We start from the raw sequence: 24,889 nt of genomic DNA on the forward strand, positions 1-24,889 counted from the left end.
TCACCCCCAACTATCCAAACGTCTCCGTGCATTGGGGTCTGCACCACCTAATACATGTAAAGTTTCAATTTTTGAGAGTACATTTAACTCCTTTTCGAGAATAGATAAGGCTAACTTAGTTTTCTTTTTCATAATTCATAATTTATGAGGCGAATCTACAAAAAAATTATTATGTAATACATAACAATTTTTTTATTAAAATTTAATAAAACTATGCACCCGAAGAACTTTTGAGTAAATCAAGATCTGACAAAAGTGTAAATTCTGATTAGTCGGACATTAACAGGACTTTGATTTGAATCGGTTGTCGTTTATCATGAAAGCAAATGTTTGGGTGATAATCTCATTTGGGCAAAAAAAAATAGAGACTATATTTGGTTCTATAACGAGAACCTTCCAAAAAAGTGAAATCGGGTATAAATTGGATTACCCTAAGTACCACTTTGGGGGAGGGGTACAACTTACATTATATTCTTGTTGAGGTATATTGAATTCTTAATAGAAGGAAAGACTAGTCCCAATTCAGATCAGTAAGAAACTGTAAAAATTCTTTACTTTAATAAAATTAGTCCTATGTTTCTCTTGAAAAGGCCTAAATCCAAATGGGATGAATCATGGATACTTTCAATTAATAAACGGTCGACCATTGTATTTCCCGCCGCTAAACAGAAATTTAACACAAAGAATACATCAATATATAAATAATCTTTCAAAATTTAAAGGTGTGTTGTTCCATTATAAATTCTTGCACATTGAATTAAAAAGCATTAGCTAATAAGAGAAATCAAGTTTCATTGATAGATTGTTTTAGAGTTGTTTGCAGCAAATCCTCTATCTTAGGTGCTTTATGTGCACAAGGTTGTTTAGGTGTGGAATCCGTAAACATAAGTATCTTTACGGGTAATTTTCCAAAATCCACCTTGATATGGGATCTAATTTCTATCTAGGATGTATAACACCTGTATAAGGGATGATTCTGAATGTTATGCATAACGCAAATTATTAGGATATTAAACTATTATTTCACTGTCATTAGTTTGACTATAATTTAAAATTTATGTCACAACTCAATTTATATTTTAATACTTAATATATTTATATGGAAACTTCATATGAAATACTAACATTATATTCGTGTTTGCTATCATCAACTAGTGCTGCACCTTTTTCTGGATATTTTTGGGAAACAGCTTCAGAAGGGTAAAACCCTAAAATTCTAGTAACACCATTTTGGTTTATACCTATAAAAGTATGACCAACATCTGGCTGTGTAACAACTCAACCCCTACAATCCTTGACAGAGTGATCCAACAGACCATTGTTCAATGGATCGAGGGAAAATATGACTGGATATTCATGAAGGTATTGCGGAAAACGGTTTATTGATAACAACAATTTGTTTTCTTAATCTTGTATATGTCAAATTGGCCGTTTGAATAAATCTCAGTTAAGCATCCATTTTTTAACTGATTACTATATTTAATAGAAATTGGGGAAATTTGAAAATTATTTGTGTAATTATTAATTATCAAATATTCAGAAATTTTCATTATATCCTCTAAGCTATGATAGATCATTACAGAATAACATCCTGTAAAGAATGTAAAGGCTCTTGGCCTAAAAAAAGAAACTATTTTGTCTTTAGGTATATTTGTTTTTACAAATTGGAACATTTCCTTGCTTTTTCGGGTATAGGGCCCTTCTGTTTCAGTAATCCTATTAGTTTCTTTAACATTTTTAATAAATTGAATGCTGTTTGATAAAATCAATCCCGCAATGAGCACATATGCAATCGAGTTGTTTTTAAATACCCAGTATGAAAAAATATAACATCCTTTGATAGTAAAGTACAATACAAATGGAAAAACCATAAATAAATATCTCAATTCATAATATGGCCAAATTAAATAAATAATTAAAAGGCCGATGGTAAAACTCGATAGAACAAATTCTTTCCAAAAGAATTTGAAAATTCCCACGAAGAAAAAAGTGTATAAAATATATTTTAAGTAAAAAGTTTGGTTATCAATAAGGAATAATTTTTGAAAGCCATTGGAATACCACAAAATCGATTGATACACAGTTTCTAAAGACACCTTATTCAAAAAGGAGAGATGGGAATTAGGAACAGTAGGAAAGATAATTTTTGATAATAAGTAAACTATTAAGAATCCTAAATAGGGGGAAATGATAATAAGATTATTTCTCTTCCACAATGAATCTATGGTTATTTTATTGAAACTCCAACTTATTTGAATAAATAGAATGATTGGTAAAAATAGAATTCCTTCTGTCCTTATTAAGCAATTAAATGCAATTAGGAAACCTAAAAACAGTGAAAATAATACATTAAGTTCTCTGTTTTTATACAATATTGTGAGATATAAAATTATGGAAGAAAAGAACAAAAATGGAATTTCTGTGGTAATCACGTTGGTGTGATCGAAATAGTACGAATTAAAAACCAAAATTGATAAAATAGAAAAAGAAGAAATGGCACTGTTTTTTTCGTAAATGATTTTACCAAAAATGAGCAAAAAAGAATAAAAGAACAATATTATTATTATTTTAATATAAACTATATTAAGGCCAAAAAAGTAAATGATAACAGCTATGATAGAAGGCCATCCCCATGGGGCAAGAATTGGCGAAAAGGAACTTCTGCTAGAATTTTTTATCGCAAATGAATTTTTTAAAATTAAGGTATCTACTTCTCCTTTAATTAAGGAATTTGCTTGATTTAAGTATAGTGCAAAATCATCCCCCCAGTTGTGATATGGTGTCAAAAAGGAAAAATAGGTCATCATGCTGATAAACATAATTGCTATTATTAGTATACGCCATATCAAACTGTTATTATTAAATATCTTTATCATTTAATTCTTTACTCTAAAATTTCTTTATCAATGTTTCATAGGTACATTACTGAGTATTTTGTTTAATAACTTCAGAACCTTATCTCTACAAGACAGCTAAATTCCACTTTAAAAAAATAGTAAAAATATGAGACTTATTCCGGTGTTTTGGATACAAAAATATTGTAGTAATTATCTCATTAAAATGTTACTTTAAAGATATTATGAAAATTATGGGGTTCTTATTCTGCTTGTCAAGCCCTTGATCTGCCTTGCTATTTTGTTGAAAGAAACCTTTGCTATTGTTGTAAACAGAAATAAATGTGCTTTCATCATAACCTTTGCTTAAAAGTATCGGAATATAAAAATCTTGATATTGCAAATAGCTCGTGTTAAAAATAGGTTTAAATGAATCACTCTTATCAATGAGTGTTCCTAAAACACTCCCGTAATTTGAATAAGAAATAAAAAGATATTTATCTGTTTCTGAAAATGATCCTGTAAAAACAAAATTGTTGATAATGTCGTTGGCACCTTGATTGCCGGCTTTTTCTAAATCGTTCATGGAAGGGTTTTTCCCGCCATAATTGAAATAATATTTTGCAAACACTTCTGGTTTTGATGTGATTGAATATAAGGTGTCTTTCAGGGATTGAAGGTATTGTAAAGTATCATTTAAGACATCAAAATTCCTATTAATATTCATTAATACAACGTTTTTAGTTAGTTCTTTTGTGAAAGGGAACACGGGTTTAATTTCTACAATATTTTTACCTTCTGTACTATATTTAATTATATTAATGTGGCTTTTGTTAGCTTTGGAAGGTTGAAATGGAGAGTGTAGGAATATAAAATCATTGATGTTTTCGATGTGTTCTGCATAGGAATGTGGTCTATCAAAAGTTTTTATATAAGAGCCATCAAGATTATACTCTTTTATAAATGGCCGTCTCAATTCTAGTACTAAAATTGTGTTTTTATTGGAGATACTTACATCAGAGGGATCTAAAAATTCCGATTGTTTTCCTCCTCTTTTAATATGGTTTATATACCTTCCATTATTGTCATATATAAATACGTTTCCCATAACTTTATCAAAGACAACTAGAGTATCTTTCACCTGGAATATTTTTTCCACTTTATTTATTTCCGCTATGCTTTCAATAAATTGGAGTTGAACAATTTTAACACTTTCTACAATAGAATCGATTTTTGAAAGTTCGGTAGAATTTTCAGGATCAATATCAATAGTTATCAAGTTATCTCTTTCAACCTTAGTTTCTTTCTGAAAAGATGAACAGGAAACAATGTTAAGACAGCACGAGACTAAAAATAAATGTAAAAGGTGTTTTTTTATTTTTTTTGGGGATATATTTTTATAAGTAAAGTATTTTAAGTAGGTGGAGAAACGGTGATTTAATAGTTTCATACAGTTATTTATGGTTTATTTTTTAGCTTGATTCGAACTTGTCAATTAATCTATTAGTCAATTTAGGTGAATTTAGTGGACCAATTTTCAAAGGCTTCTATTTCTTAATAAAGACATGTTATGACTCTTGCTTCCTGTTTTATTTTTTAATTTTAAACAATTAAAATGGAAGTTATTTTTTAATGCGCCAACTTATTCGCCACACATTCTGCAGTTAGACATAAGCATTTTTTGATAAAAATTTTTTTCAAAAACATTAATTTAATAACTGATTAGAAAGGCTATCAAAATAATATAAGTTGGGAAAAAATATTTACTTTTTCATAAGGAATTGGTAATTAATTGTGTTTTTTTAATAAACACAAATTTCAAAACAAACAACTTTTCAGTAAATATTAATTAATGCATTTGTAGGGTATGAAAAATACAACGCTAATTTTATCTTAACTTTCCTCCCTATGTAGATTTCTTTGGATTAAACTTTCCTAGATTACTTAATAGGTCTGTTACGGTGCTGTGTCGGTGTCTGTATCAGTATCCGTATCCGTATCCGTATCGGTGTTTGAGTCTTGGTAAATAAATGAATTGCCTTTACTGTCACTACAGATCAAACTACTTCCTTCTCTGCAATAATTAACTTTTTTCTTTACATATTTTGGCGGAATAACCGAAATTTGAACTTCTTCAGTTTTGCTGTATTGTTCAAGTTTAAATGAGACGTAAGTAACAGTTCCAGAATTTTGGGCTTGGCTTCTCTTAATGAAAAAGGTCTCTCCATTAATATTAGTTGAAATATTCATAATGAAAGCGATTAGGAATGTTATGCCTGCTATTAAATTTATTGTATTTTTCTTTATTGTGTGTTTCATAAGTGTCTGATTGTTAAATAAAATGTGGTTTGTTAATTAAATGCCTACCTATTAATTAGCTTGTATATAAAATCTTCAATACACAATATCAATTTCCATGAAATTGATATTGTGTATAAATTTAAACTCACCTTGAGGCAGGTAAAGTTAGTTTATAAAAACAATTAATTGGGGGAAATTATGAATTTGGGGAAGTGTCGGTGTCAGTATCTGTGTCGGTGTCCGTGTCGGTATCCGTATCAGTCGCCTTATAAATAAATGTATTGCCTTTACTGTCAGTACACATTAAACTATTCCCCTCTCGACAATATTGAACCTGTTTCCAGACAAATTTTGGCGGGAAGCCTACTTCTATCTGTTCCAACTTACTGTACTGTTCTAATTTATAAGGTACATAAGTTACTGTTCCTGAACTTTGCGCTTCACTCCTCTTGATGAAAAAGGTTTCACCGTTAATGTTTGTTGAAATGTTAACTACAAATGCAAGTAAGAATAATAGCACGGCAACATAATTAATCCGTTTTTTCATAATAAAATGTTTTTTTGGTTAGACTTTTTTAAATTATCGTTATAAATATATATATTCAATTTCTGCTAACAAAACTTAAAATGAAAAAAAAATAAAAAAGTTATGAGATTAAGACAAACTTTTATAGTTCTCCTGTTTTTAATATCATTTGTTTCGATTTCTTTTGCCCAAAAAACGGAAGAGGAATTGAGGATTCCACTCCATCAGAGTAGAGGCGCAAATGTCGAAGATTTATTTCTGAGTGTGAAATACATTCCTCTTGAAAGTAATAAAAACTCAATGATTCAAGAAGTGGATGATTTTTGGGCAACTGATACGGAAATTATTGTTTTTGATAGGAGGGGAAAGGCAATTTTGTTTTTTGGAACTGACGGACATTTTAAACATAAAATAGATAAAGTGCCAAATTGTGCACAATGTAATCGTGCAGAAATTTTATTTTCCTCAGTTTTTATTAACAAAGCAAAAAAGGAGATCTATGCTATCTACGGAACATCTATGGACAATGTGACGATGGGGATATTTGATTTTGAAGGTAAATTTTTAGGACAAAATAAAGAATGGTATACCTTAGACGGCATGGGTTTTCTTGGAAATTCAATTCTATTATCAAATTATTTTTATGATGAGAAAAAACTTGAGAATGTTCAATTTTTCCAAGACGATGAAACTATAACATTTTCATATTTTGACCCGAAATTTAAGTCTGATTACTCCTCGTTTCCCAATCGTATAAGCAAGAATTCGTACAATGGAAAGCTGTATTGGAGCGAACCTTACGAAAATAAAATTTACTCGGTAGACTCTAGTGCCCAGATTTCAGCCAAAAAGTTAATATTCCCCTTTCAATACTCCTTACCTAATAATTTTACTAAGAATAACTTTGGAAAAATTAATCAGGTTATTAAATCCAACTATCCGAATGCAATTATCGGCATTACGAATATTTTGATGGCAAAAGATTTTGCGATTTTAAATTTAAGAAGTCACATTTCTCTAAATGGCATCTCATCTATTTTTTTTAATTGGGAGACGGGTGAAGTATATGATTTAAATAAAGTTATGCCTTCAGAGTTAAATAACTTTATGCCGTTATCATCACCTAAAAATGAAAGTTTTTTTTTAGATAGTAACAATGAACTTTTGTATTCATTGGTATATCCACAAGATCTGGTAGAACATTATAGTGAAGCTGCGATGATTAACCAATTAAGTACAGCACCTCCCTTTGTAAACGAAATCGTAAAAAAAAGAGATGTATTCAGAAACCCCATTTTAGTGATTTCATCTTTGAAATGATGAGTTAATTATGAAAGTTTATACAATTTTGTTACTACTATTTATTTTTTTTTGTGAGTTTGGTGCTAAAGCTCAAACCAATATGAAAAAAAATAAGGGTCTTTCTCTCTCTGGTTCATTGCACGATTCAACTAGAAATATAGGGATAGAGGCTGCGTCGGTTGCAGTTTATAAACAAGGTGTAGATAAAATCCATAGCGTTGCATTATCTAGTCGAAGTGGTAGATTTATTCTCGAAAACCTACCTCCTAATACTTCATTTCGTTTGCAAGTCAATAGCATGGGATATAATCTATTTGAACAGGAAATAGTTATGCGTGACTCGAGTGTAGATCTCGGGAGATTGTATTTATTTCCGCAATCATATGAAATTGAGATGGTAGAAATCTTGTCTCCCGTTAGATTGAACGGGGATACGATAGAGTTTAATGCAGATGCTTTTCAATTGGATTCTAATGCGGTTGCGGGAGACTTGTTGACAAAATTACCAGGGATAACAATCTGGGGAGACAATGAAATCACATATAATGGCAAGAAAATAAATAAACTTTATGTAAACGGAAAAGAGTTTTTTTCCACTAATATGAACTTGGCCCTTCAAAATTTACCCAAGAACATTATTAATAAAGTGCAAATTTTTGATACAGACCGAGATAAACGTGAGACCAAGGATGCAAACATTGTATTAAAGAATGGAAAAGATCGAGGGATTTTTGGTAAAATTGGTGCTGGTTTGGGTAGTAACAATCAGAAAGAATTTGAAGCTATCTCAAGTTTATTTAATTCTTCTAGTCAATTATCTGTAGGTGGGACAAAAAGCAATATCAACAAGCCTTTAAACAATATAGATCAATTGCTCAATAATACAACGTTTGGCGGTGTGAATTTGAATGTTAATTATTTTTCAGATTTGAGAAAAATGGGCTATCATGAAGATTCTGGTTTAGGAATATTATTAAACCATAATTTCAGGAAAAAGACCTCTCCGATGATGTCGGACAATAATAATGAATTAAAAGTTGACCTGTTTCAAAAATTGACTAACTCATTTTCGGAACGTAACTCAAATATTACTTGGTTGTCCTCGGATGAAATGGATAATTCGACGCTCACCAAAGAAAATAAGACTTCTGACTTTAATAATTTTCTTGGAAACGTGAGCTATAAATTTACAAAAGTTAATAAAATAAATTTAGATATTATAGCGAAGCTCGAAAGACGGAAAGAAGATAATAATAGAAATTCATCAGCAATTAGCCAGATCCATGGTGTTGAAAATCGTGAGAACAGCAAATCACAAGAAGACCTTGATCAAAGTATTTTTAACCTTAATACCGCGTTAAGAATTTACGGCAAATCAAAGATAGATCGGATGAAGTTGTACGACAACATTTATTTAAAGTATAATTTACTACTTAACCCCTCTTCCTCTAATATACACATAGAGAAACAGATAAAAAGTTCTAACGTCGACTTTGATTTCAGATCTTTTCTGAGAGATTCCCAAGTTAAGAGAAATACTATGAATCACGACGCATTCTCTAAATTTGAAAGAATATTTCCGCGTAAATTGAATGGCATAGTTGATATTGATTTGGCGCAGAGAATTTTATTAATCAACAACAATTCGGACAATAGAGTAAGAGACTCCTTGAATCTCAATAAATCTCTTACCTTTAAAGAAGAACAATCACACCTCTTTTCAAGTTCATCTCTGAGCTTAGGTAGAAAATTTATTATAGATGAATTATATATGAGGTATGAAAAGAGCTTTGGGTTTTATTCAAATTTGGATTTTCAGATATCTAATGATGATGTAAGATCTGGTTATTCGGGCAGGAATTTAAAACGATCCAATACTTTTCTTTTACCTTCAATTCATTTGAATTATCTAAATAAAATAGAGCAGAATTCAGTCAAAGATTTTAACCTATCTTGGAATATTTCATATGGAATCCCTTCAATAGAATTATTAGCACCTGTTGTTGATAGTATTAATTTACTTAATCAGACATATGGAAATATGAACTTGAAAAATAATAAGGAAAATAATATTAGTCTTAGGTATATATTTACAAATTTAAAGCCAACAGGTCTCAATTATGATCTAGCTTTTCATGTAAAGTTTTTAAAAAACGCATTTACACCTAATATAACTTATAATAATGATGGACTGAGAAACGTGTTTTTTGAGAACGACCAGAATGTACAAGTGAGCTATATTTCTTCAGCCAATTTCCGTAAATCTTATAAAGTATCCTCAAAGAATAATTTTACTGTTAAACTTTCTAATATTGGAATTCTTTCAAAAAAAGGTCAAGTTATCAACGATTATTACGAGAGATTAGAAAGTATGAACTATAATGGAAAGTTAGATTTGTTGTTTAATTTTTCAGATTTTATCAAACTTGGTGCATATCAACAGTTAGATTATTTTCTGCAGAAAAATCAGAAGAATATTAACTTCAAAAATAAGACTTCAGACTCAAACCTGAGCCTTGGGGTTGGGATTAGGAAAAGATTGTTTTTGAATACTAATGTTTCTTACTTGAATGTCGAAAATATAAATAATTCAGATAATGTTTTCCTTTGGAATGTTTCAGTTTCATATCGGGCTATGAAAAAGAGCAATTTGGAGATTAAACTGTCCGTCCTTGATGTTTTAAATAATAATTCCTCTATAAATACAAATTCTACAAGCACATATACTTTATATGAGACAAATAATATAATACGTAGATATGTGATGTTGAATTTATCTTATTTTCCTAGATTTTTCTAATATCATAATCAAAGTATATGAAAAAAGAATTCTATTTGTCGTTTTTTTTGTTTATATATCCTCTGCTTATATTAGCACCAGGAATGTTTACAGGATTCTCTAAAATAGATGATGGCTGGATGTTGCTTTCCAATGATTTTGTGAAGTTATTGACCATTCAGGACCTTATATCCATATTTACTGAATCTTATCACGGGCAATATTCACCGTTGAATACTTTATATTATTCACTTGTTTATAATGTTTTTGGATATAACCCTATTGCTTTTCATTTTTTTAATATTCTAATTCATTGTCTAAATACTGTCCTGCTGTTCTTTTTGTTAAAGAAAATAGGGGGTCTAGGAGTAATTTCTCAAGAATGGAGAATGTATGTTGTATTCGTCACTGCTTTAATATTTGGTATTCACCCCATGCAGGTCGAATCAGTTATATGGATTTCTGCATCAAAAATTTTATTGTTCAGTTTATTTTCCATATTGTCAATTTGGAGCTATTTGGTATCAAAGGAACAAGGTGGTGGATATAAATATTATTTATTATCCCTTTTATTTTTCATAATGAGTATTCTGTCCAAAGAACAGGCTGTAATTCTTCCAGTTGTAATACTGCTCATTGAAATACTAGTAGAAAAGAAACCTGTTCAAAAGAAAAAAATTATTTACAGAACGGTAATCTTTTTTTTCATTGCTTTAATATTTGGAGTATTATCTATAATCATTCAGGAAAAGGGTTTTGGTGATCGGCTTGAGACCCAATACTATCCGTTATCTGAGAGACTCATTTTGGCATGTTTTGCTATTGTAGAATATATTTATAAAATAATAGCTCCAATTAATTTGAATAAATTTTATGCATTTCCATACACCCCTGGTACATCTATTCCAGTTTATTTTTATGTTTATCCCATAATCTTTTTTTTAATTGTTTATTATTTATGCACTTTAAAAGACAAGAAATCTTTATTGTTTTTTTTGATATTTCTTTCTAACTTAATCTTAAGTGTCCATATTTTACCCTTAGCAAGAAAGGTTCTTATTGCCGATCGATATGTTTATTTGGCCATTCCTTTTTTAATCCTTCTTTTGTTTGAATTATTGGTTAAGTACAAATTCTCTTTAAAAGGTTGGACTAAATTTGCGATAATCGTCATTGTAATTGTCCTTTCTATATACACATTCTCATATTCGCAAAATTGGTCTTGATATTGAAAAAATTATATTTGATTATCTCCATTAACTGCATTTTATTTGGGGAAGATTGTTTGGGAATAAAAGTTATACAGAAAGTTTGATTGAAAAATATCGGGATAAAACGAAAAAATTAAAGAAAAAAAGAATGGCAGTTGCAACTGTTTTACAAATGAGGAAGGTCAAGCCGTTCTGATTGTAAAGTTGGAGAACAATAATATTATTAAAAATAAGGTTGAAAATATAGACCAATATTACTGATAATCCGATTTTTTTTTTGCTTTGAAACACAAAGTATTTTGATAAAACAAGATGGCAAATAGCACCAGAAATCCATCCAATTGAATTTGAAAGAATAATTGGGAAAGATAATTTAAATAGCCACTTTGAAATCAAAAAGTCACTAGTAAAAGAAATCAAAGATATTATACCATACGAAAGTATCTTTTTATATTTATCGAATTGAAATTTAACCATGTTTTCCGATACTTATGATAAATTATCCTCCGAAATTATATAGAGAGGACGGTTTTTGACCTCTAGGAATACTTTTCCAATATACTCACCAGCAACTCCAATCATAATAAATTGTAATCCAGAAACAAATAGGAAACATACCATTAAAGAAGTCCACCCAGGCACTGTGTCATGGGTAAACAAATGCATATAAAGGGCATAAATTACATATATAAATGATATCATTGATAAAGTTATCCCAACTAATGAGCTGATTCTAAGGGGTGATATACTAAAAGATGTGAAACCGTCAAGTGATAGTGAAAACATTTTCCTTATGGAATATTTTGATTTTCCATAAAGTCTTTTTTCAACAGTATAAAATAGTTCATACTGCTTAAATCCCATCCAAGCTATCAGACCTCTTATAAACATATTGGATTCTTTAATTTCTCTAAAAGCATTTAATACTTTGGCATCAATAAGTCGGAAGTCGGCAGTTCCCTCGTTTAACTTAATTTTTGAGAAAGAATTATAAATTTTGTAAAATAAAGTGGAACTTTTCCTCTTAAATACTGAACTGGTAGTATCTTGTCTGCGACTAGATACTACATCATATCCATCTTCCCATTTCTTTATCATTTCTTCCAATATTTCTACGGGATGTTGCATATCACCATCCATAGAGATGATAGCATCTCCATCTACATGATCATAACCTGCTTTTAACGCCATTTGATGTCCGAAATTTCTTGAAAGACTGATGTATTTTACATTTACGTTCGATCTGGCCAATCCTTTAATAGTTGATAAAGTATTGTCATTGCTTCCATCATCTACAAATAAAACTGTAAAACTATATTTTTCCTTTAACTGTTTGTTGATATTTTTAAATAATGGCAAAATATTGGCTTCCTCGTTCATACAAGGAATAATAATAGATATTTTAAGATCTAATCGTTTCATATTTTTGGTTTGATAACGTTTTGAATAGCATTTTCTCGGACAATTTTCGTGACATCTTGTTCTAATTTTCGGTTCTTAGAATACATTCGCAAATGAAAAAAGGTGAAGGTCACTAAAGAAAAGTACATAATTAAATCGGCTCCTCTTCCAACCTCGAATACGGACGCTAAATTGTTTGCATAATTAGGGAATAATATAAAAATTATTCCTACAATATAAATTAAAGTTACTATTGCTCTGTAAAAATAACTTATCTTATAGATTAATATCCAATATATGTACATAAAGCTTACGAAAAGCATTAACACAATCTGTATAATATTCATTATTGAAAGATTTTGTGAAAGATTAGATCTTTTAATACAACTAATGAGTCAATGTTTTTCTGACCCTTTCTTTTCGAATATTCAGAGTAAGTAATATTTACTGGATATTCCTGAAACGCAACCTTTTCCTTGCTAAGATTAATTAATATCTCTGTTGCATGCGCCATTCTATTTTCCTTGAAAATAAATAGACGTGCTCCTTTTAGATTAAAGACACGTAATCCATTATGAGAGTCTGTCATAAAAACACCTGTGAAAATAAAGTTTATCACCCTTGCTAATTGTAAAATAAGTCTCCTTTGCCATCCTATGTTACTTTTATTTTCTAAAAATCTGGAACCTAAAACGATATCCACTTCATCTTTAGTAAGAGAAGTTACCATTCGCTCAATATCATCTGGATCATGTTGTCCGTCGGCATCAAAAGTTGCGAAAACAGAACCTCCAATACTTATTGAATAAGATATTCCGGTTTGAAGAGCTGCCCCTTGTCCCAAATTTACAATATGTCTTAAATGGTGAATAGGGTAATCTTCCAAATAGGAACTAGCACTAATCAGACTTCCATCGTCAACCAGTACTACTATATAGTCTTTCAATATGAGTTGATGTAAAGTCTCTTTCAGGACTTCAGGATCTTCGTTGAAAACAGGAACTATAACATGAACCTTATCTTTCATAAGTATTAATTGGTTTAGATGTATTTGAAATCGATTATTTTAAATATAAAAAGATTGTAGTTAAGTTAAAAGAAAAGGATGACAATTATGTTTTTTGTTTCTGGAATACTACTGTCTTAAATAAATTTTTTGGCATAAAAACTCCTTCTCCATTTGTGTTTAATTGAAGAGCCCGGATAATTGTTGGAAAACCAAAATTTTGCAGGCTATAAATTCATAGGTAGTAGGAGAACTTCTACTCGACATTAAGCTTTTTTACCAAACTTTGAAGAATCGTATTTTGGAGAAATAGCTGATGAAGAAAAACCATATCCTAAAATTAGTTAATTATCTACTTAACAGCAATTAGACCTTATAAATACGAATTACAAGAACTAAATGAAATTAATACACCTTTTTATACTAGAATAGGCTTACTTAGCATTCGATTTTCAGAAATTGAAAGTCTAATTACTCATATTATTGAGAGACTTATAAATTCTGATGATGAACTGATCAATCATTTTTTAATTAAAGAAAATTCACTTCACGTTAATTTGGAGCAAATAAAAAAGCTTTCATTTTCTCGCCATTATGAAGAGGAAAGAACTTTGCAAATCGTTTCAAAACTAAAACCGTTCCAAAGGCCAAGAAACAGTTTTATACATGGCGCTTGGCTTGATGTGACAATTGAAAACAATCAAGCGCGTATTTATTGCTTAGAAAATAGATGGCGATTAACTGAAAGAAGTTCAAATAGGACACAATACTCAAGATTTGATAGTAAGCGTTAGACGATTCAGGATTTGGATAAAGAAATAAAACAGCTAATGAAATATTGCTTGAACTAAAAAAACTTTGGGAGGATATTGATGAGTTCAATTATTTTTAAATATTGTCATCACGATTCCACAAAAATACTTATCTCAAAAACGATGGAGACGGACGGTTATCCATCAATTATTCCTGCAGAATCCCAGCCTTTTGTACCGGGATAGCTATGCTGATCACAAATACGAACTCAGTCTGAAAGAGAAACAGGATAATTGTAGGCAGAATTGTGATTTTATCCTTATACCTGACGTGCCTTCCCACCAGAACACGACATTTTTTGAAGTAAAAAAGGAAAATGTCCAAATGATCGTCAAAATGAACAAGAAGCGCCCTAGATTCAGTTCAGAAATGCATGATCACCTATACCAGATTTCCGATTATCGTAAATACACGAATAAACAAGAGAATGCTGATGAACTTACATTGAAGATGGGATATTTGCCCGAACGTAATTCATTCCAACTTCTCGTCGGACGATTGGACGAAAAACTGGAAGCCCAAGATATATTCCGTGAAAAATTGGGAGACCATTTTCCTGGAATTGAAGTGGTGACATATGAAGAATTGGAATTATTATACGTAGGATATATCAATAAGTTAGGACGGTTGCGTGTCAATTAGCTTTTTAGTCCAATTTTCGACCTTTAACGAAAAACACCCATGCACCAAACAACAACCCCCGAAGATATACTCTATAGTAAGATGGAAGAGCTACTAGGAATGCTTAGCTTCACAAAAGCGAGTGGACTATATCAGGATGGAAAAGAGGTCGGTCATTTTATATATTAGTGGGACAGTCCCTATCTAAATTCATATTTTTCTGTGCGACGAAAGAATTTATTATGTTTATAAATATCTCGCTTGTATCGTTTTTAACTTTTCTTCTAACTTACCAAAAATGGTTTCTGAATAAGCCGATTTTTCTCCTTCAATCAATTCTATATACATTGCTCTTTGCAAATCAGCCACCTCAACTGCTTTAATATTTGGCTTATTTCCTGATATTTCAAGAAGTTGATGAGAGATGGGGTTGGTAAGTTTAATTTTCTTTTTCAATTGAGGACATATCCCTTTCGCTTCAATCTTCTTTACAGGAATCACCACATTCCGAAAAGTTCCCATGTTATGTTTTGAAACTTTTATTCTATTTGATTTATAAACCACTCCATCCACCTTTTGATCTGATACAACCCATTGTAAAAGTAATTGAGGAATTATGTACTCTGGTTTAAACACCTCATTAGGTTTTTTTACTATCAATGAGCATGCTGCTAAAATTGGCCAATAACAGAGAAATGGGATTAACAAGTTTAATAATTTACCCTCAGGGCTTTTAGTTGGAAAACATTTCTTTTTAATCTCGTTTGGGGAAGTGTCAAAAAATAAAAATTTCAATTTTGATTGAGAAAGATCTGCCCTTGCTACATGAAATGTATTTATATCAGGCCTTCCAAGTTCTTCCCAACATACAAAAATGGAATCGGCAAGATATAAACATGGTAAACCTGGAATACTATATCGTTGAGTAGATACTTTCTCTCTTATCTCAAAGGGAATATGAAATAATTCTTCTCTTTTTAATGTTTTACTGTTAGAGATTCTCACACGATAAAATGGCGAATTAAAAGTGTTTAAATCTGCTTTTTGTATTGGTAAATAACTAATGTTATCCAATAAATTTAACGCTTCTGATAGAGAAGCATAAGCTAAGGATGGAAACCCTTGCAAATAAAATGCAAGACTTTCTTTTACCTTTGAGATTTGATCTTCTATAAATGGAATATTAGATTTTACTTGGTTTCCCAAATCGCCATCAAATTTTTTAAGTTCATTTAAATAATCATTACAAAAATTATCTAAATAGTCCTCAATGCTATTTTCATCCCGTTGTTTAGGGAGATTGAAAATTGCATTACTAAATATTTCGGCATTAGTCTGTTTCATACCTTTCTATATGTTCATGAATTCTAGCGATTAGTTGATAATCATCATTGAAATCCGTCATAATTGTTTCATTCGTAAAAACTCCTATTGACTGTGCATGATCATGCTGAATTGCCCTAACAATCCATTCATATTGTTTATCACTTACGCCAGATTTTCTGTTAATTTTATTACCTATCTGCATAAGCATGCTCCTTATCTTTAAGTTGATAGTGCCTGATATAATATTTCTTTGCTTTAAATAACTTGCTATAGATTTCCAACAATCGCCAGAAATTTGTTTTACTAATTCTTCAATACCAGTATAATCACTATGTTCATCAACAATTTCTTTCAGAAAAGTTAATGGCTGAGAAGATTTTAAAATTTCTTCAGAACGACTATACATTATTCTTCTCACTTTTTCAGGAGCTCTCACCACAATAAAAAGAAGTCCGATATCAAATCCTGTTTTATCTATAATATCAAATTCATCTTCCTCTAATTCACCTAATTCATTGAACACAGCAACCTCGCTAACATTTAATCCAAGATCTTGAGCCATAAATTCAATTACTACATGGTTGATAGATGATTGCCAGAGTAGAAACGTATCATATCGATCTTGAAGAGGAATAGTTGAATTTAATAGTTTTAGTTTATCCTTCATTGCTTCCTCCTTTTCCAGATGTTAACCAAACTAACTGCTCATCTCGAAAAGCAACTGCATCTTTCAATTCATAACCAAACTCTTCACATAATAGCAATAAAATACAATCTGATATAGCCCAACTTATTAAAAGAGAAATAGTTTTATCATCACTATCGCCACTAATGAGGTTTCTATGTATTGGAGATTCTTCATTAATAATAATTGCTAATTCTCTGGACTCTTTTCTAAAATGATAAATCCAAGGTTTATTTTTTTCATTTTCACCTAATTTATCTATGATCGGATCCACAATTATAAACCAATCTCCTGTAGTGAGAATAATTGAGTTTTCCGGAGCCCCAATTTTTTCTGTTCCTGTTGTCGTTGATCTTACATTAGAAAGTGCTTTCTTAATGGCTCTTTTATTTTTTTGAACTTTTTTAATTGTTTCCTTAACCTTTTCATGATCACTTGCTTTAAATTCTTCAGAAGCTTGCATAATTGTGGCAATCGAAGATTCTAAAATTTCAGATGATTTCTTCCAGCTTTCTTTTGAATAATCAAAACCAACTTTATGAAATGAAGGCATACACATATCCAAATGAATTTCTCCATAAGTTCTACCAAATTTTGGATGTGGATTTTTAGGCATTAAACCACCCAATCTGCTAGGTAATTGATGGAATCTTTCTATTACTTGATTATTTTTAAAAAGATGTAAACCCCATTTCCCCAAACCAGACGAACTCGTTTTCATTAATCCAAGCCAACCTTTTACTTGCACAGGATCTCCAGTTACTTCATCATTTACGATTAGATTGAGTTCGTCCAGATTGATAATTGTTTCAGGATAAACAGGTACTTCAATCTTTCCGCAATTATATTCAATATCATTTTCCTTATCTATTACTTGTATATTAACATTTTCAATTGATATTTCTGGACTAAAGATTTCTTGAAGAGCATCTCTTACAGCTATGGCTGTTAAAGGACGATGGCTTAAGTCTTCAATTAGAATTGAAGTTCCCGACCTCCAATCATTCAAAGGACTATTTAATAAATTTTCAGTCGATTCGCCTGTAATATTATTTCTATATTCATTGCTTATGCCATCAGAATCTAATTCCCTAGTATTTAGCAAAAGTGTGTGCTCAATATTTCTCTCACTTAATGATCGGCTATGAATCGCAATTTTCCATCCTAAGCTCAAACAAGCTACTTTCATTCCCATTCCAAACATTCCTTTCCTTACACGAAGAGATGGACGTAAACTATCATTAGCGACTGAAACCTGAATAGCATTCTGCAGCTCTTCAGCAGTCATTCCAACTCCATTATCCTTTACTTCTATCGAATTTTTAGAAATTATGACCTGAATTAGGGGCTTTGTATTTTCATTTTCAGTACGCCAATCAAGTGAGTTTGCAACTAACTCAGCAATAGCTTGTGTTGGTTCCATACCCATTGCACCTAGTCCTTTTGGTGTCCAAAAACGATTGCCTACATTCAGGTTGATTTGAAACTTATTCATAAATAATAAAATTCATATATTAATCAGATACCCAATCGTATCAAAATTTAATTTATATCCTTAATAATATCGTTCATCCAATTATTAGCAATTGCAAATCGCCTAAATGCTAAAAAGTCTTCATTTTCGTTTATTGAATCACGAATGAAATTTCTTGTATTAGTAGTTATCGCAACTTGTTGATCGTGTTCGTTAGCATTTATAATAAACGCATCTCGAATATGCTGCCGAAATCGGTCTAAAAGACTTCTTCTGCTATCGTTAAGGCTTTTTCTGTCTATTTTACAAGTTTCAATAGTATATGAGAAACGAGGATTGTCTGATTTTATACTTCCATCTTTTTCAAAATAGATTAAACCATTAGGATCAGTTACTTCAGGATTAACCATTTTAGGGATCTCAATTGCGTCATATGTAGTTGAACTAGAATTAATATTTCGGATGTTTAATTCTGTGTTCTCAAAGTTTACTAAAACACCATCTATTTCAAAGTTTGTACTTTTATGTGTGTTGCATGTTGGGCATGACATGAGTAAATTATCCCAAGAAAACGCTAGCCAATAATATGTATCTTTTGGTCTAAAATGCTCCACATGTGTTAATTCTTCCTTCTGCTCGCAGAAGGCACATTTTCCTTTATATATAATGTTCAAAGCATCTCTGATGTCATCTAATTTATATCTAGAATTGTAATTTTTTGTAGGAATTTTGGAAGTAGAATTATCATCATTGGTTATATATATAACCTTAGCTGGGTCTTGACTAGGATAAAAACCAGCCTCAATGACTTGCATTCTCCGTTCATGAGTTTTATTAGAGTGTTGCGGAATTGAAACTACGTTTCTCCTTATACGATCTGGAAATAAATCAGCAAAAGCAGGTTTTAACGACTCTGGGATATTATCTAGGCTTTTAGTTATTTTTATCATCTTTATTTCCTAGTTCTTCATTAATAATTTGCTGAATCATCTCGTCTATATCTGTATCACTCAGAAATATTTTACCTGCTTCCCTTTGTTCTGCTAAAGTATTTTCTAGCTGTTGATTTATTCTATATAATAAATATGTTTCGCTTGTGTCTGCATAATCTTCTTCTGAATTAAGACGTGAATCCTCTAATCCAAATAAAGGAGATGTTATAAGGGTATTAATCATTAATCTATTAAGATCTTTCCTAAAATAAGGATCGCTTACTTTTGTTTTACCATCTTCCGGATTACGATAAACCCTATATAAAATCGCATCATCTGAAGCTCCCTGAACTATTGTAGGGCTATGAGAAGTGAAGATGAATTGTACATTTGGAAATATACTACGTAATTTTTTCACAACGATTCTTTGCCATTTAGGATGTAAATGCAAATCAATTTCATCAACAAGGACAATCCCTTTTAAATCTTTAATGCTTTGACCTTCTTTTGCATTTTTATTCAATCTGTAGATCAAATCTGATACGAATATTAAAATACTTTTATAACCTTCTGAAAGTTGATCAAATGTTAAGGTCGCATTTTTCTCTTTAAATGTTACTCCTGCACCATCAATTTTTATTTCAACATGTCTTTCTAATAAATCAAAAAACATTTCTTCTAGCTCAACAACTGAAAAAGAATTTGGTAAATCTTTCTCTTCAGCTATCATATTATGTTTGTCTAAACTTTTCTCTAGTTCTAGTAATTTTTGATCTTTGAGCCAAGACACTGGATTAATCATTGTTTCATCACTATCAAACAAGGACATAAAACCATACTCTTCGGGATTATCTGTACTAACTCTTCCTCTATGTGTACCATATGCAAAGAAATTATTTAAAAATAATCCTCTTTGGGGATTGTATTCGGAGCCATATTCATCAATAGCTGACAATTGAATTTTTTTGTTATTCCGTAGGATATCTGATGCTTTTCCTGTTTTTTCCTGATCCGTCTTTTCTGTAATAAAATTTCCATTAAAAGCTAAATATGTAGCCATTAATATTAGTGACTTTCCATCCCCATTTTCACCCAGAAAATAAATTTCTTTTGATTTATTAAAATCTAATAAAACATTTTCTACAGATAGAAAATCGATGATATTGACTGATTTGATAAATCCTGATTCTGATACATTCTCTCCTTCAATCCACATTTTAAACTGTTGTTCAGAAACACTTAATGCTTTATGGAAATTATTACTTAGACATACATCATAAAAGTCCTGATCAGACAATTTCTCAATATCTACTAATCTTGAAATTCTTTCTAATAATACCTGTTTAAATAATTTGCCAACTTCAGAATTTTGAAAAATAGGTGAAAACTCATATGGAACTGTATCTTTTCTTCTAAAAGAAGGATCGGCTGCACCAGATTCAACTAATGCACTTCTAATGTTTGTATATTGCTTATGTTTATTTTCAACAACAAAAACCCCTTTCATCTCTCCTGAAGAATACTTTTCCGCAAAATCATTTACAACACCTCCATGTGTAAAGAGGAGAGCAAAAAAAGCAAAAAGCTTTTTTTCGTTCGGATATTTCTGAATCTCTATCCAATAACTTGGCGTAGGATCTTCAAGTGATTTAATCCCTAAGAATGATCTCAAAATAGGTTCGTCAATTCCAGCCTCCCTTTTCTTGAATTTCTCAATAGTATCTCCACTATGAATTACTTCCATAACTTGGACAATATCGTACTTTGTCCATGAAGTCTTAAGTTTAGTAAAATCAATATCAATCATTCCTATTATCTTAATTTAGCAATTACTAAATATTCTTTAACATCTTTGGATTTATCATCATTACGTCCCATAGTACTGTGTTTATAATCTTGTTCTTTATAACTCACATCATAGTTCTTACCAATGTTATCCTTTGCTATTTGTAGTATTTCTTCCAATGATATCATCCCAGTATTACTGTAACTAAGAATTAAATCTGATTTTTTCTGCTTAATTCCTAGGAACAAAGCTTGAAAAGCTTTCTTCACTTCCGTTCTTCTTCCAAAAGGGGATTGATGTCTATCAGAACGATATCTTCCTTTATGGTCCACTTTTGGGTAATCGTATTTAACCAATGTTTCTATAGCATGATAAAATCTGGAATAATGAACAAATGCATAAGGTGGATCAGCATAAACTAAAGTGCCTGTTTCTATTTTATCCAAGCATTTTCTGTAATCTAACGAAGTAACTGTATGATCAAGATTATTACTACCCAGATGTTGTTTAAGTTGATTAAATTTAGATTCAAAATAAGGTATAATGTCTCTTAATCGATAAATCAATATATCGTTTTTAGAAGACTCACTATTAGCATCGCGGTACTGTGCATAATGTCCAGTACTTTGGGAGCAATAAGACATACTATACATAAGGCTTGAAAGAATAACATAGTAGACAGGAGTATCTCTATAATCTTCTGCAACCCTTCTCAATGCATCAATCCACAAACATTGTTCAAATGACCAATAGGTCCCAGAATAATATTTTGTAAACAAATGATATATTGAATTTTCAAAATTATAATCTAATAATTTCTGTTGTTTCTTTTCTACCTGGACGAATTGCTTAATCGTCATTTCAGCAGAGTAAGCATATTTCAAACCAGGATATTCCACCTTGAAATCCCTAACATGATTACTTGCTGCGATTAGGATATCATTTAAAAGTGTATTACTAAATTGTTGCCAATCATAATTAGACAAATATGTTTTAGACAATACAGCTGAATATTCTTGAATATCATTAGAATGAATTGAAATTAATTTACCCAAAGCTCCAGATAAAACACTCGTACCTGCAAATAAATCGCATACCTTACCCTCTGTATATATTTCATTAATAGCACCAATCACAAAATCTAAAATACTTCTCTTGGAACCCATATATTTAGTTATATGGGGTACATTATGGTCATAAGAAGTTAATAAGTCCAATTGATTATCCAAGTGAATTATTTCTGTTTCTAATCTATTCATTATAATTTTTTTCTTATACAACTATTTGTATTCTTCTAATTGTTTCTCTTTGTTGGAAACAATCAGTTCTTTTACATCTAAATCAAGTATCACGGCAATTTGATTTAATATATCCAAACTAGGTTGTCTGCGGTTTTGAACATAAGAATTAACCATATTATAACTTTTACCAAGCTGATCTGCTAGCCAAACTTGTTTTATTCCTTTTTGTTCCAAAACTTCTTTTATCCTATTCATGAAGAGAAACTGTTTAAAACCGTAAATATATGAAGTTTCACAAAACATCTCACTTAGTGAGATGTTTTTGTGAAAAGAAAATTAGCCTTATTTAAACATAGTTATACGAACTATAATTTTGTCCATAAATTTAGTTAGCCTATTAGTAATGGTTTTTTAGTGAACATCGATACTGTAAAATCACTAATAATTTTTCAATTCTTTTCTATGGATAGCTGTGATGGTATTTGATTGAATGGAGTCCCGGTCAAAAATTCAGCAGGCCGACACTATAGTTCGTTTTTTCTCCATCTTTTAAAGCTAAGATTTTTTGAACATCCTTAGGCTAAGAAGTTGATCAATGTCGCACATTTTTTTATCTTCTGAACTAATCTCCCATGATAACGGACTGTTTGAGGAATTGTTACGGTCATTAAATTTACCTTTACATGTCATCAGAGCGAAAAAAGTTCCTGCTTCATAATAAAGCTTTTGGCGATCTCCATTTACATTGGCATACAGGCCTTTTTCGTTCAGGATCAAGGTGTCGGGAAGGAACTTAAAGATATCACTCTTTTTCAGTCATATAGATTCGACATATGGCCCGCGTTTAGGCAGAGGCTAGGGAAATGAATTATCCTAATCGTTACATGAAATAAATGATAGCAACGATATCGCTTAAATACAACGGTTTTTCTTTTCAAAATTTGCAAGGTGGGCTTTATAACTAATATCCTATTAGCGACAAAACTGAAACATTTTTTTGTTAAAGACTAATCAGTAAAATTTATGATTAATGAAATCAAAAAGCTTTGGTAAATTATGCACCTACGAGATTTCTTAAGGACAGAGTTTTTCATATAAAAGAACAAATTGGTATTCACTTTATTTGGTTCAGAAAACCTTATCTACCGTCTAATTTCCATTGAGATCTACGGTACGTTCCAAATAAATGATCCCGTTAAAGGAGGAAGTGTAATCCATTTTGGCTTCAAAGGTAAGATCCAGCAATCTACCTGAAAACCATGGAAGTCCACTGGGCCGTCCCTGAGCATCGGGCAGGGGAATGAACCGATTTCCGCTCTTCTTGTTCTGCAGATATTTTTCGAGGGATTCCTTTCCTGATGCAGGTATCTTTGCAACCTTGGTAAAATCCGCATGGAAATAATCCTTACCGAAGAATGCGGGAGAATAATTTCCACTTCCCGAAGTAATTGCCAGGGAATAGACCCTATCCCCGAATTCCCGAAAGATGTCAGTTCCAAAGTAGGTGAATCCACGGTAGGTGTCGTTCATATACCAGTTTTCGGCAAATTCCTTACTATAGGAAGCATAGGTGTTCACATCAAGGACGTTGTGGTTATTGTGGGACCAGACCAGGATCTTCTGTCCCGGAAATATATACCTGGATAGCAGAATAAAGTTCTGGGCCATGATCGCATCCCTGCTTTTTCCATCGATAAGATAGGAGAAAAGATTCCTGATATTGTTGATCTCGATCATGCATAGATTCCTTTCTTTGGTGTCCAGTCTGCTATAACGCACAGCCTCTTCGATCCTGTCGACCTCAAGATTGAAGTTCTTGGGGTCTACCGAATCTTTTCTTGACCTGAATTCCTCTTTCAGAAAGTAGGAAAGATCCTTTTTGAAACGCAAATAACTATCGGTAGTCGTATTGAAATCAATGGAGATTAGGTGACTGTCCAAATACTTAACCAGTCTGTCCTTAGAGTATCGCCCGGCATGGCGAACGTCGAACCCACCTAAACGTATGGGGTTGGGACCTTTAAGTTGAGATGAGTAATACAGCCACAACTCCTTGCTTACGTCACTTTCTGACCAGCAGGTGTAGATACTTTCCTTGGCAAATCTTTTGATCTCTTGGGGATCCTCGAGGCCTGAAAGACCGTACATTATTGCAAAGAGATCAGCCTCGAAGAGTAGAACATCAAACCCTTTATGTTCATGAAGATATTTTACCAATCTGGTCTTCATCTGTATTGCCCCACCATCTCCATGGCTGGGTTCTCCCAACAAGACAATGTCTGCCTCGCCGATCGATCTTCCGATGGATTCCAGGTCATTGAAATCATTGTCCCCAATTTTGTATTGGCGGATCTCACTGCTTTTATTATAAAGGTCATCGAGATAAAGTTTTGAAAAGTCCGTTATTGATTGTCCGAAAACAGAATGTAGACCTGCGAAAAAGGACATGATTAGAAAAGGAAGTCTCATTAATTGTCTTTTTGTAATGTGGTTTGGGCGAAAATACATCGATTATCAATTTTAACCAAAAAGAAACAATAATATTACTTTTTCTAACGTAATTCTGCAGTTTTTTTCTTGTTCTTTCCGAGAAGAATTACTCCCAGAAATTATACTTTAATAAAGTTTCAGATATATCTTTACCTTTTTTT

Annotated in this window: 20 protein-coding genes; 4 read left to right on the forward strand and 16 right to left on the reverse strand. The window is 31.4% G+C overall.

The genetic code is table 11. The features are described 5' to 3' along the window. Positions 1-1,379: 1,379 nt before the first annotated feature. From CKW03_RS01215 to CKW03_RS01230, 4 genes are all read right to left on the reverse strand, one after another. Positions 1,380-2,819 carry a hypothetical protein gene (locus tag CKW03_RS01215; RefSeq protein ID WP_093100957.1) on the reverse strand — a complete coding sequence of 480 codons (1,440 nt, stop codon included), beginning with the start codon at positions 2,817-2,819 and terminating at the stop codon, positions 1,380-1,382. 244 nt (positions 2,820-3,063) lie between these two features. Continuing rightward, on the reverse strand, positions 3,064-4,284 hold the full coding sequence (locus CKW03_RS01220) for a DUF4934 domain-containing protein (RefSeq protein WP_093100955.1): 1,221 nt from the start codon (positions 4,282-4,284) through the stop codon (positions 3,064-3,066). 506 nt (positions 4,285-4,790) lie between these two features. Further along, a complete protein-coding gene (locus CKW03_RS01225) occupies positions 4,791-5,084 on the reverse strand; it encodes a hypothetical protein (RefSeq protein ID WP_139185529.1) in 294 nt (97 codons plus the stop codon). 247 nt (positions 5,085-5,331) lie between these two features. Beyond that, positions 5,332-5,682 (reverse strand): hypothetical protein, encoded by a 351-nt coding sequence (locus tag CKW03_RS01230; RefSeq protein ID WP_093100951.1) that lies wholly within the window; start codon positions 5,680-5,682, stop codon positions 5,332-5,334. A 102-nt stretch (positions 5,683-5,784) separates the two neighbouring features. Between CKW03_RS01230 and CKW03_RS01235 the strand changes: the two genes are divergently transcribed. Genes CKW03_RS01235 through CKW03_RS01245 form a run of 3 tightly spaced genes read left to right on the forward strand, consistent with a single transcriptional unit; the run spans position 5,785 to position 10,968 of the window. Then, complete coding sequence (locus CKW03_RS01235) at positions 5,785-6,981, forward strand: DUF4934 domain-containing protein (protein ID WP_093100950.1); 1,197 nt, start codon at positions 5,785-5,787, stop codon at positions 6,979-6,981. A gap of 10 nt (positions 6,982-6,991) precedes the next feature. Then, complete coding sequence (locus CKW03_RS01240; RefSeq protein WP_093100948.1) at positions 6,992-9,763, forward strand: TonB-dependent receptor; 2,772 nt, start codon at positions 6,992-6,994, stop codon at positions 9,761-9,763. 17 nt (positions 9,764-9,780) lie between these two features. Beyond that, a complete protein-coding gene (locus tag CKW03_RS01245; protein WP_093100946.1) occupies positions 9,781-10,968 on the forward strand; it encodes a hypothetical protein in 1,188 nt (395 codons plus the stop codon). 72 nt (positions 10,969-11,040) lie between these two features. Here CKW03_RS01245 and CKW03_RS20875 read toward each other — a convergent pair whose 3' ends face one another. The 4 genes from CKW03_RS20875 to CKW03_RS01265 are packed head-to-tail and all read right to left on the reverse strand — an operon-like array spanning position 11,041 to position 13,381. Next, positions 11,041-11,430 (reverse strand): GtrA family protein, encoded by a 390-nt coding sequence (locus CKW03_RS20875; RefSeq protein ID WP_093100944.1) that lies wholly within the window; start codon positions 11,428-11,430, stop codon positions 11,041-11,043. Positions 11,431-11,442: 12 nt separating this feature from the next. Then, entirely contained in the window at positions 11,443-12,375 is a 933-nt protein-coding gene (locus CKW03_RS01255) for a glycosyltransferase family 2 protein (RefSeq protein ID WP_093100942.1), read from the reverse strand. Then, a complete protein-coding gene (locus tag CKW03_RS20880) occupies positions 12,372-12,701 on the reverse strand; it encodes a DUF2304 domain-containing protein (protein WP_093100940.1) in 330 nt (109 codons plus the stop codon). Before CKW03_RS20880 ends, CKW03_RS01255 begins: the two co-directional genes overlap by 4 nt. Continuing rightward, positions 12,701-13,381, reverse strand: a complete 681-nt coding sequence (locus tag CKW03_RS01265) for a glycosyltransferase family 2 protein (protein WP_093100938.1) — start codon at positions 13,379-13,381, stop codon at positions 12,701-12,703. The genes CKW03_RS20880 and CKW03_RS01265 overlap by 1 nt, the downstream gene beginning before the upstream one ends. 930 nt (positions 13,382-14,311) lie before the next feature. Between CKW03_RS01265 and CKW03_RS01270 the strand changes: the two genes are divergently transcribed. Then, entirely contained in the window at positions 14,312-14,815 is a 504-nt protein-coding gene (locus CKW03_RS01270) for a Shedu anti-phage system protein SduA domain-containing protein (protein ID WP_261772011.1), read from the forward strand. 225 nt (positions 14,816-15,040) lie between these two features. Here the strand turns inward: CKW03_RS01270 and CKW03_RS01275 are convergent, their stop codons facing one another. The 8 genes from CKW03_RS01275 to CKW03_RS01315 form a co-directional block, all read right to left on the reverse strand. Further along, positions 15,041-16,138: a hypothetical protein gene (locus CKW03_RS01275; RefSeq protein WP_093100934.1), complete on the reverse strand. Its 1,098-nt coding sequence runs from the start codon at positions 16,136-16,138 to the stop codon at positions 15,041-15,043. Beyond that, positions 16,125-16,787, reverse strand: a complete 663-nt coding sequence (locus CKW03_RS01280) for a hypothetical protein (RefSeq protein ID WP_093100932.1) — start codon at positions 16,785-16,787, stop codon at positions 16,125-16,127. Before CKW03_RS01280 ends, CKW03_RS01275 begins: the two co-directional genes overlap by 14 nt. After that, the gene (locus CKW03_RS01285; RefSeq protein ID WP_093100930.1) at positions 16,777-18,300 is read right to left on the reverse strand and encodes an ATP-binding protein; all 1,524 of its coding nucleotides are present in this window, start codon (positions 18,298-18,300) and stop codon (positions 16,777-16,779) included. Before CKW03_RS01285 ends, CKW03_RS01280 begins: the two co-directional genes overlap by 11 nt. Positions 18,301-18,347: 47 nt before the next feature. Next, the gene (locus CKW03_RS01290) at positions 18,348-19,229 is read right to left on the reverse strand and encodes an HNH endonuclease (RefSeq protein WP_093100928.1); all 882 of its coding nucleotides are present in this window, start codon (positions 19,227-19,229) and stop codon (positions 18,348-18,350) included. Further along, positions 19,213-21,018, reverse strand: coding sequence for an AAA family ATPase (locus tag CKW03_RS01295; protein ID WP_093100926.1), 1,806 nt, complete (start codon positions 21,016-21,018; stop codon positions 19,213-19,215). The genes CKW03_RS01290 and CKW03_RS01295 overlap by 17 nt, the downstream gene beginning before the upstream one ends. A 5-nt stretch (positions 21,019-21,023) precedes the next feature. Beyond that, positions 21,024-22,256 carry a DNA adenine methylase gene (locus CKW03_RS01300; RefSeq protein WP_197700965.1) on the reverse strand — a complete coding sequence of 411 codons (1,233 nt, stop codon included), beginning with the start codon at positions 22,254-22,256 and terminating at the stop codon, positions 21,024-21,026. 21 nt (positions 22,257-22,277) lie between these two features. Further along, positions 22,278-22,493: a helix-turn-helix domain-containing protein gene (locus CKW03_RS01305; protein WP_093100924.1), complete on the reverse strand. Its 216-nt coding sequence runs from the start codon at positions 22,491-22,493 to the stop codon at positions 22,278-22,280. An 894-nt stretch (positions 22,494-23,387) separates the two neighbouring features. Next, a complete protein-coding gene (locus tag CKW03_RS01315) occupies positions 23,388-24,707 on the reverse strand; it encodes an erythromycin esterase family protein (RefSeq protein WP_157739337.1) in 1,320 nt (439 codons plus the stop codon). Positions 24,708-24,889: the final 182 nt, after the last annotated feature.

Origin of the sequence: Sphingobacterium mizutaii, from assembly GCF_900187125.1 — a bacterium.
GTDB classification, from domain to species: Bacteria; Bacteroidota; Bacteroidia; order Sphingobacteriales; family Sphingobacteriaceae; genus Sphingobacterium; species Sphingobacterium mizutaii.

Excerpts from the sequence above, each read along its gene's own strand:
- CKW03_RS01255 (WP_093100942.1), bottom strand. The coding sequence starts at position 12,375 with ATGAAACGATTAGATCTTAAAATATCTATTATTATTCCTTGTATGAAC.
- CKW03_RS01300 (WP_197700965.1), bottom strand. The coding sequence starts at position 22,256 with ATGAATAGATTAGAAACAGAAATAATTCACTTGGATAATCAATTGGAC.
- CKW03_RS01240 (WP_093100948.1), top strand. The coding sequence starts at position 6,992 with ATGAAAGTTTATACAATTTTGTTACTACTATTTATTTTTTTTTGTGAG.
- CKW03_RS01230 (WP_093100951.1), bottom strand. The coding sequence starts at position 5,682 with ATGAAAAAACGGATTAATTATGTTGCCGTGCTATTATTCTTACTTGCA.
- CKW03_RS01280 (WP_093100932.1), bottom strand. The coding sequence starts at position 16,787 with ATGAAGGATAAACTAAAACTATTAAATTCAACTATTCCTCTTCAAGAT.
- CKW03_RS20875 (WP_093100944.1), bottom strand. The coding sequence starts at position 11,430 with ATGGTTAAATTTCAATTCGATAAATATAAAAAGATACTTTCGTATGGT.
- CKW03_RS01265 (WP_093100938.1), bottom strand. The coding sequence starts at position 13,381 with ATGAAAGATAAGGTTCATGTTATAGTTCCTGTTTTCAACGAAGATCCT.
- CKW03_RS01220 (WP_093100955.1), bottom strand. The coding sequence starts at position 4,284 with ATGAAACTATTAAATCACCGTTTCTCCACCTACTTAAAATACTTTACT.
- CKW03_RS01235 (WP_093100950.1), top strand. The coding sequence starts at position 5,785 with ATGAGATTAAGACAAACTTTTATAGTTCTCCTGTTTTTAATATCATTT.
- CKW03_RS01285 (WP_093100930.1), bottom strand. The coding sequence starts at position 18,300 with ATGAATAAGTTTCAAATCAACCTGAATGTAGGCAATCGTTTTTGGACA.
- CKW03_RS01290 (WP_093100928.1), bottom strand. The coding sequence starts at position 19,229 with ATGATAAAAATAACTAAAAGCCTAGATAATATCCCAGAGTCGTTAAAA.
- CKW03_RS20880 (WP_093100940.1), bottom strand. The coding sequence starts at position 12,701 with ATGAATATTATACAGATTGTGTTAATGCTTTTCGTAAGCTTTATGTAC.
- CKW03_RS01295 (WP_093100926.1), bottom strand. The coding sequence starts at position 21,018 with ATGATTGATATTGATTTTACTAAACTTAAGACTTCATGGACAAAGTAC.
- CKW03_RS01275 (WP_093100934.1), bottom strand. The coding sequence starts at position 16,138 with ATGAAACAGACTAATGCCGAAATATTTAGTAATGCAATTTTCAATCTC.
- CKW03_RS01245 (WP_093100946.1), top strand. The coding sequence starts at position 9,781 with ATGAAAAAAGAATTCTATTTGTCGTTTTTTTTGTTTATATATCCTCTG.
- CKW03_RS01225 (WP_139185529.1), bottom strand. The coding sequence starts at position 5,084 with ATGAATATTTCAACTAATATTAATGGAGAGACCTTTTTCATTAAGAGA.
- CKW03_RS01315 (WP_157739337.1), bottom strand. The coding sequence starts at position 24,707 with ATGAGACTTCCTTTTCTAATCATGTCCTTTTTCGCAGGTCTACATTCT.
- CKW03_RS01215 (WP_093100957.1), bottom strand. The coding sequence starts at position 2,819 with ATGTTTATCAGCATGATGACCTATTTTTCCTTTTTGACACCATATCAC.
- CKW03_RS01305 (WP_093100924.1), bottom strand. The coding sequence starts at position 22,493 with ATGAATAGGATAAAAGAAGTTTTGGAACAAAAAGGAATAAAACAAGTT.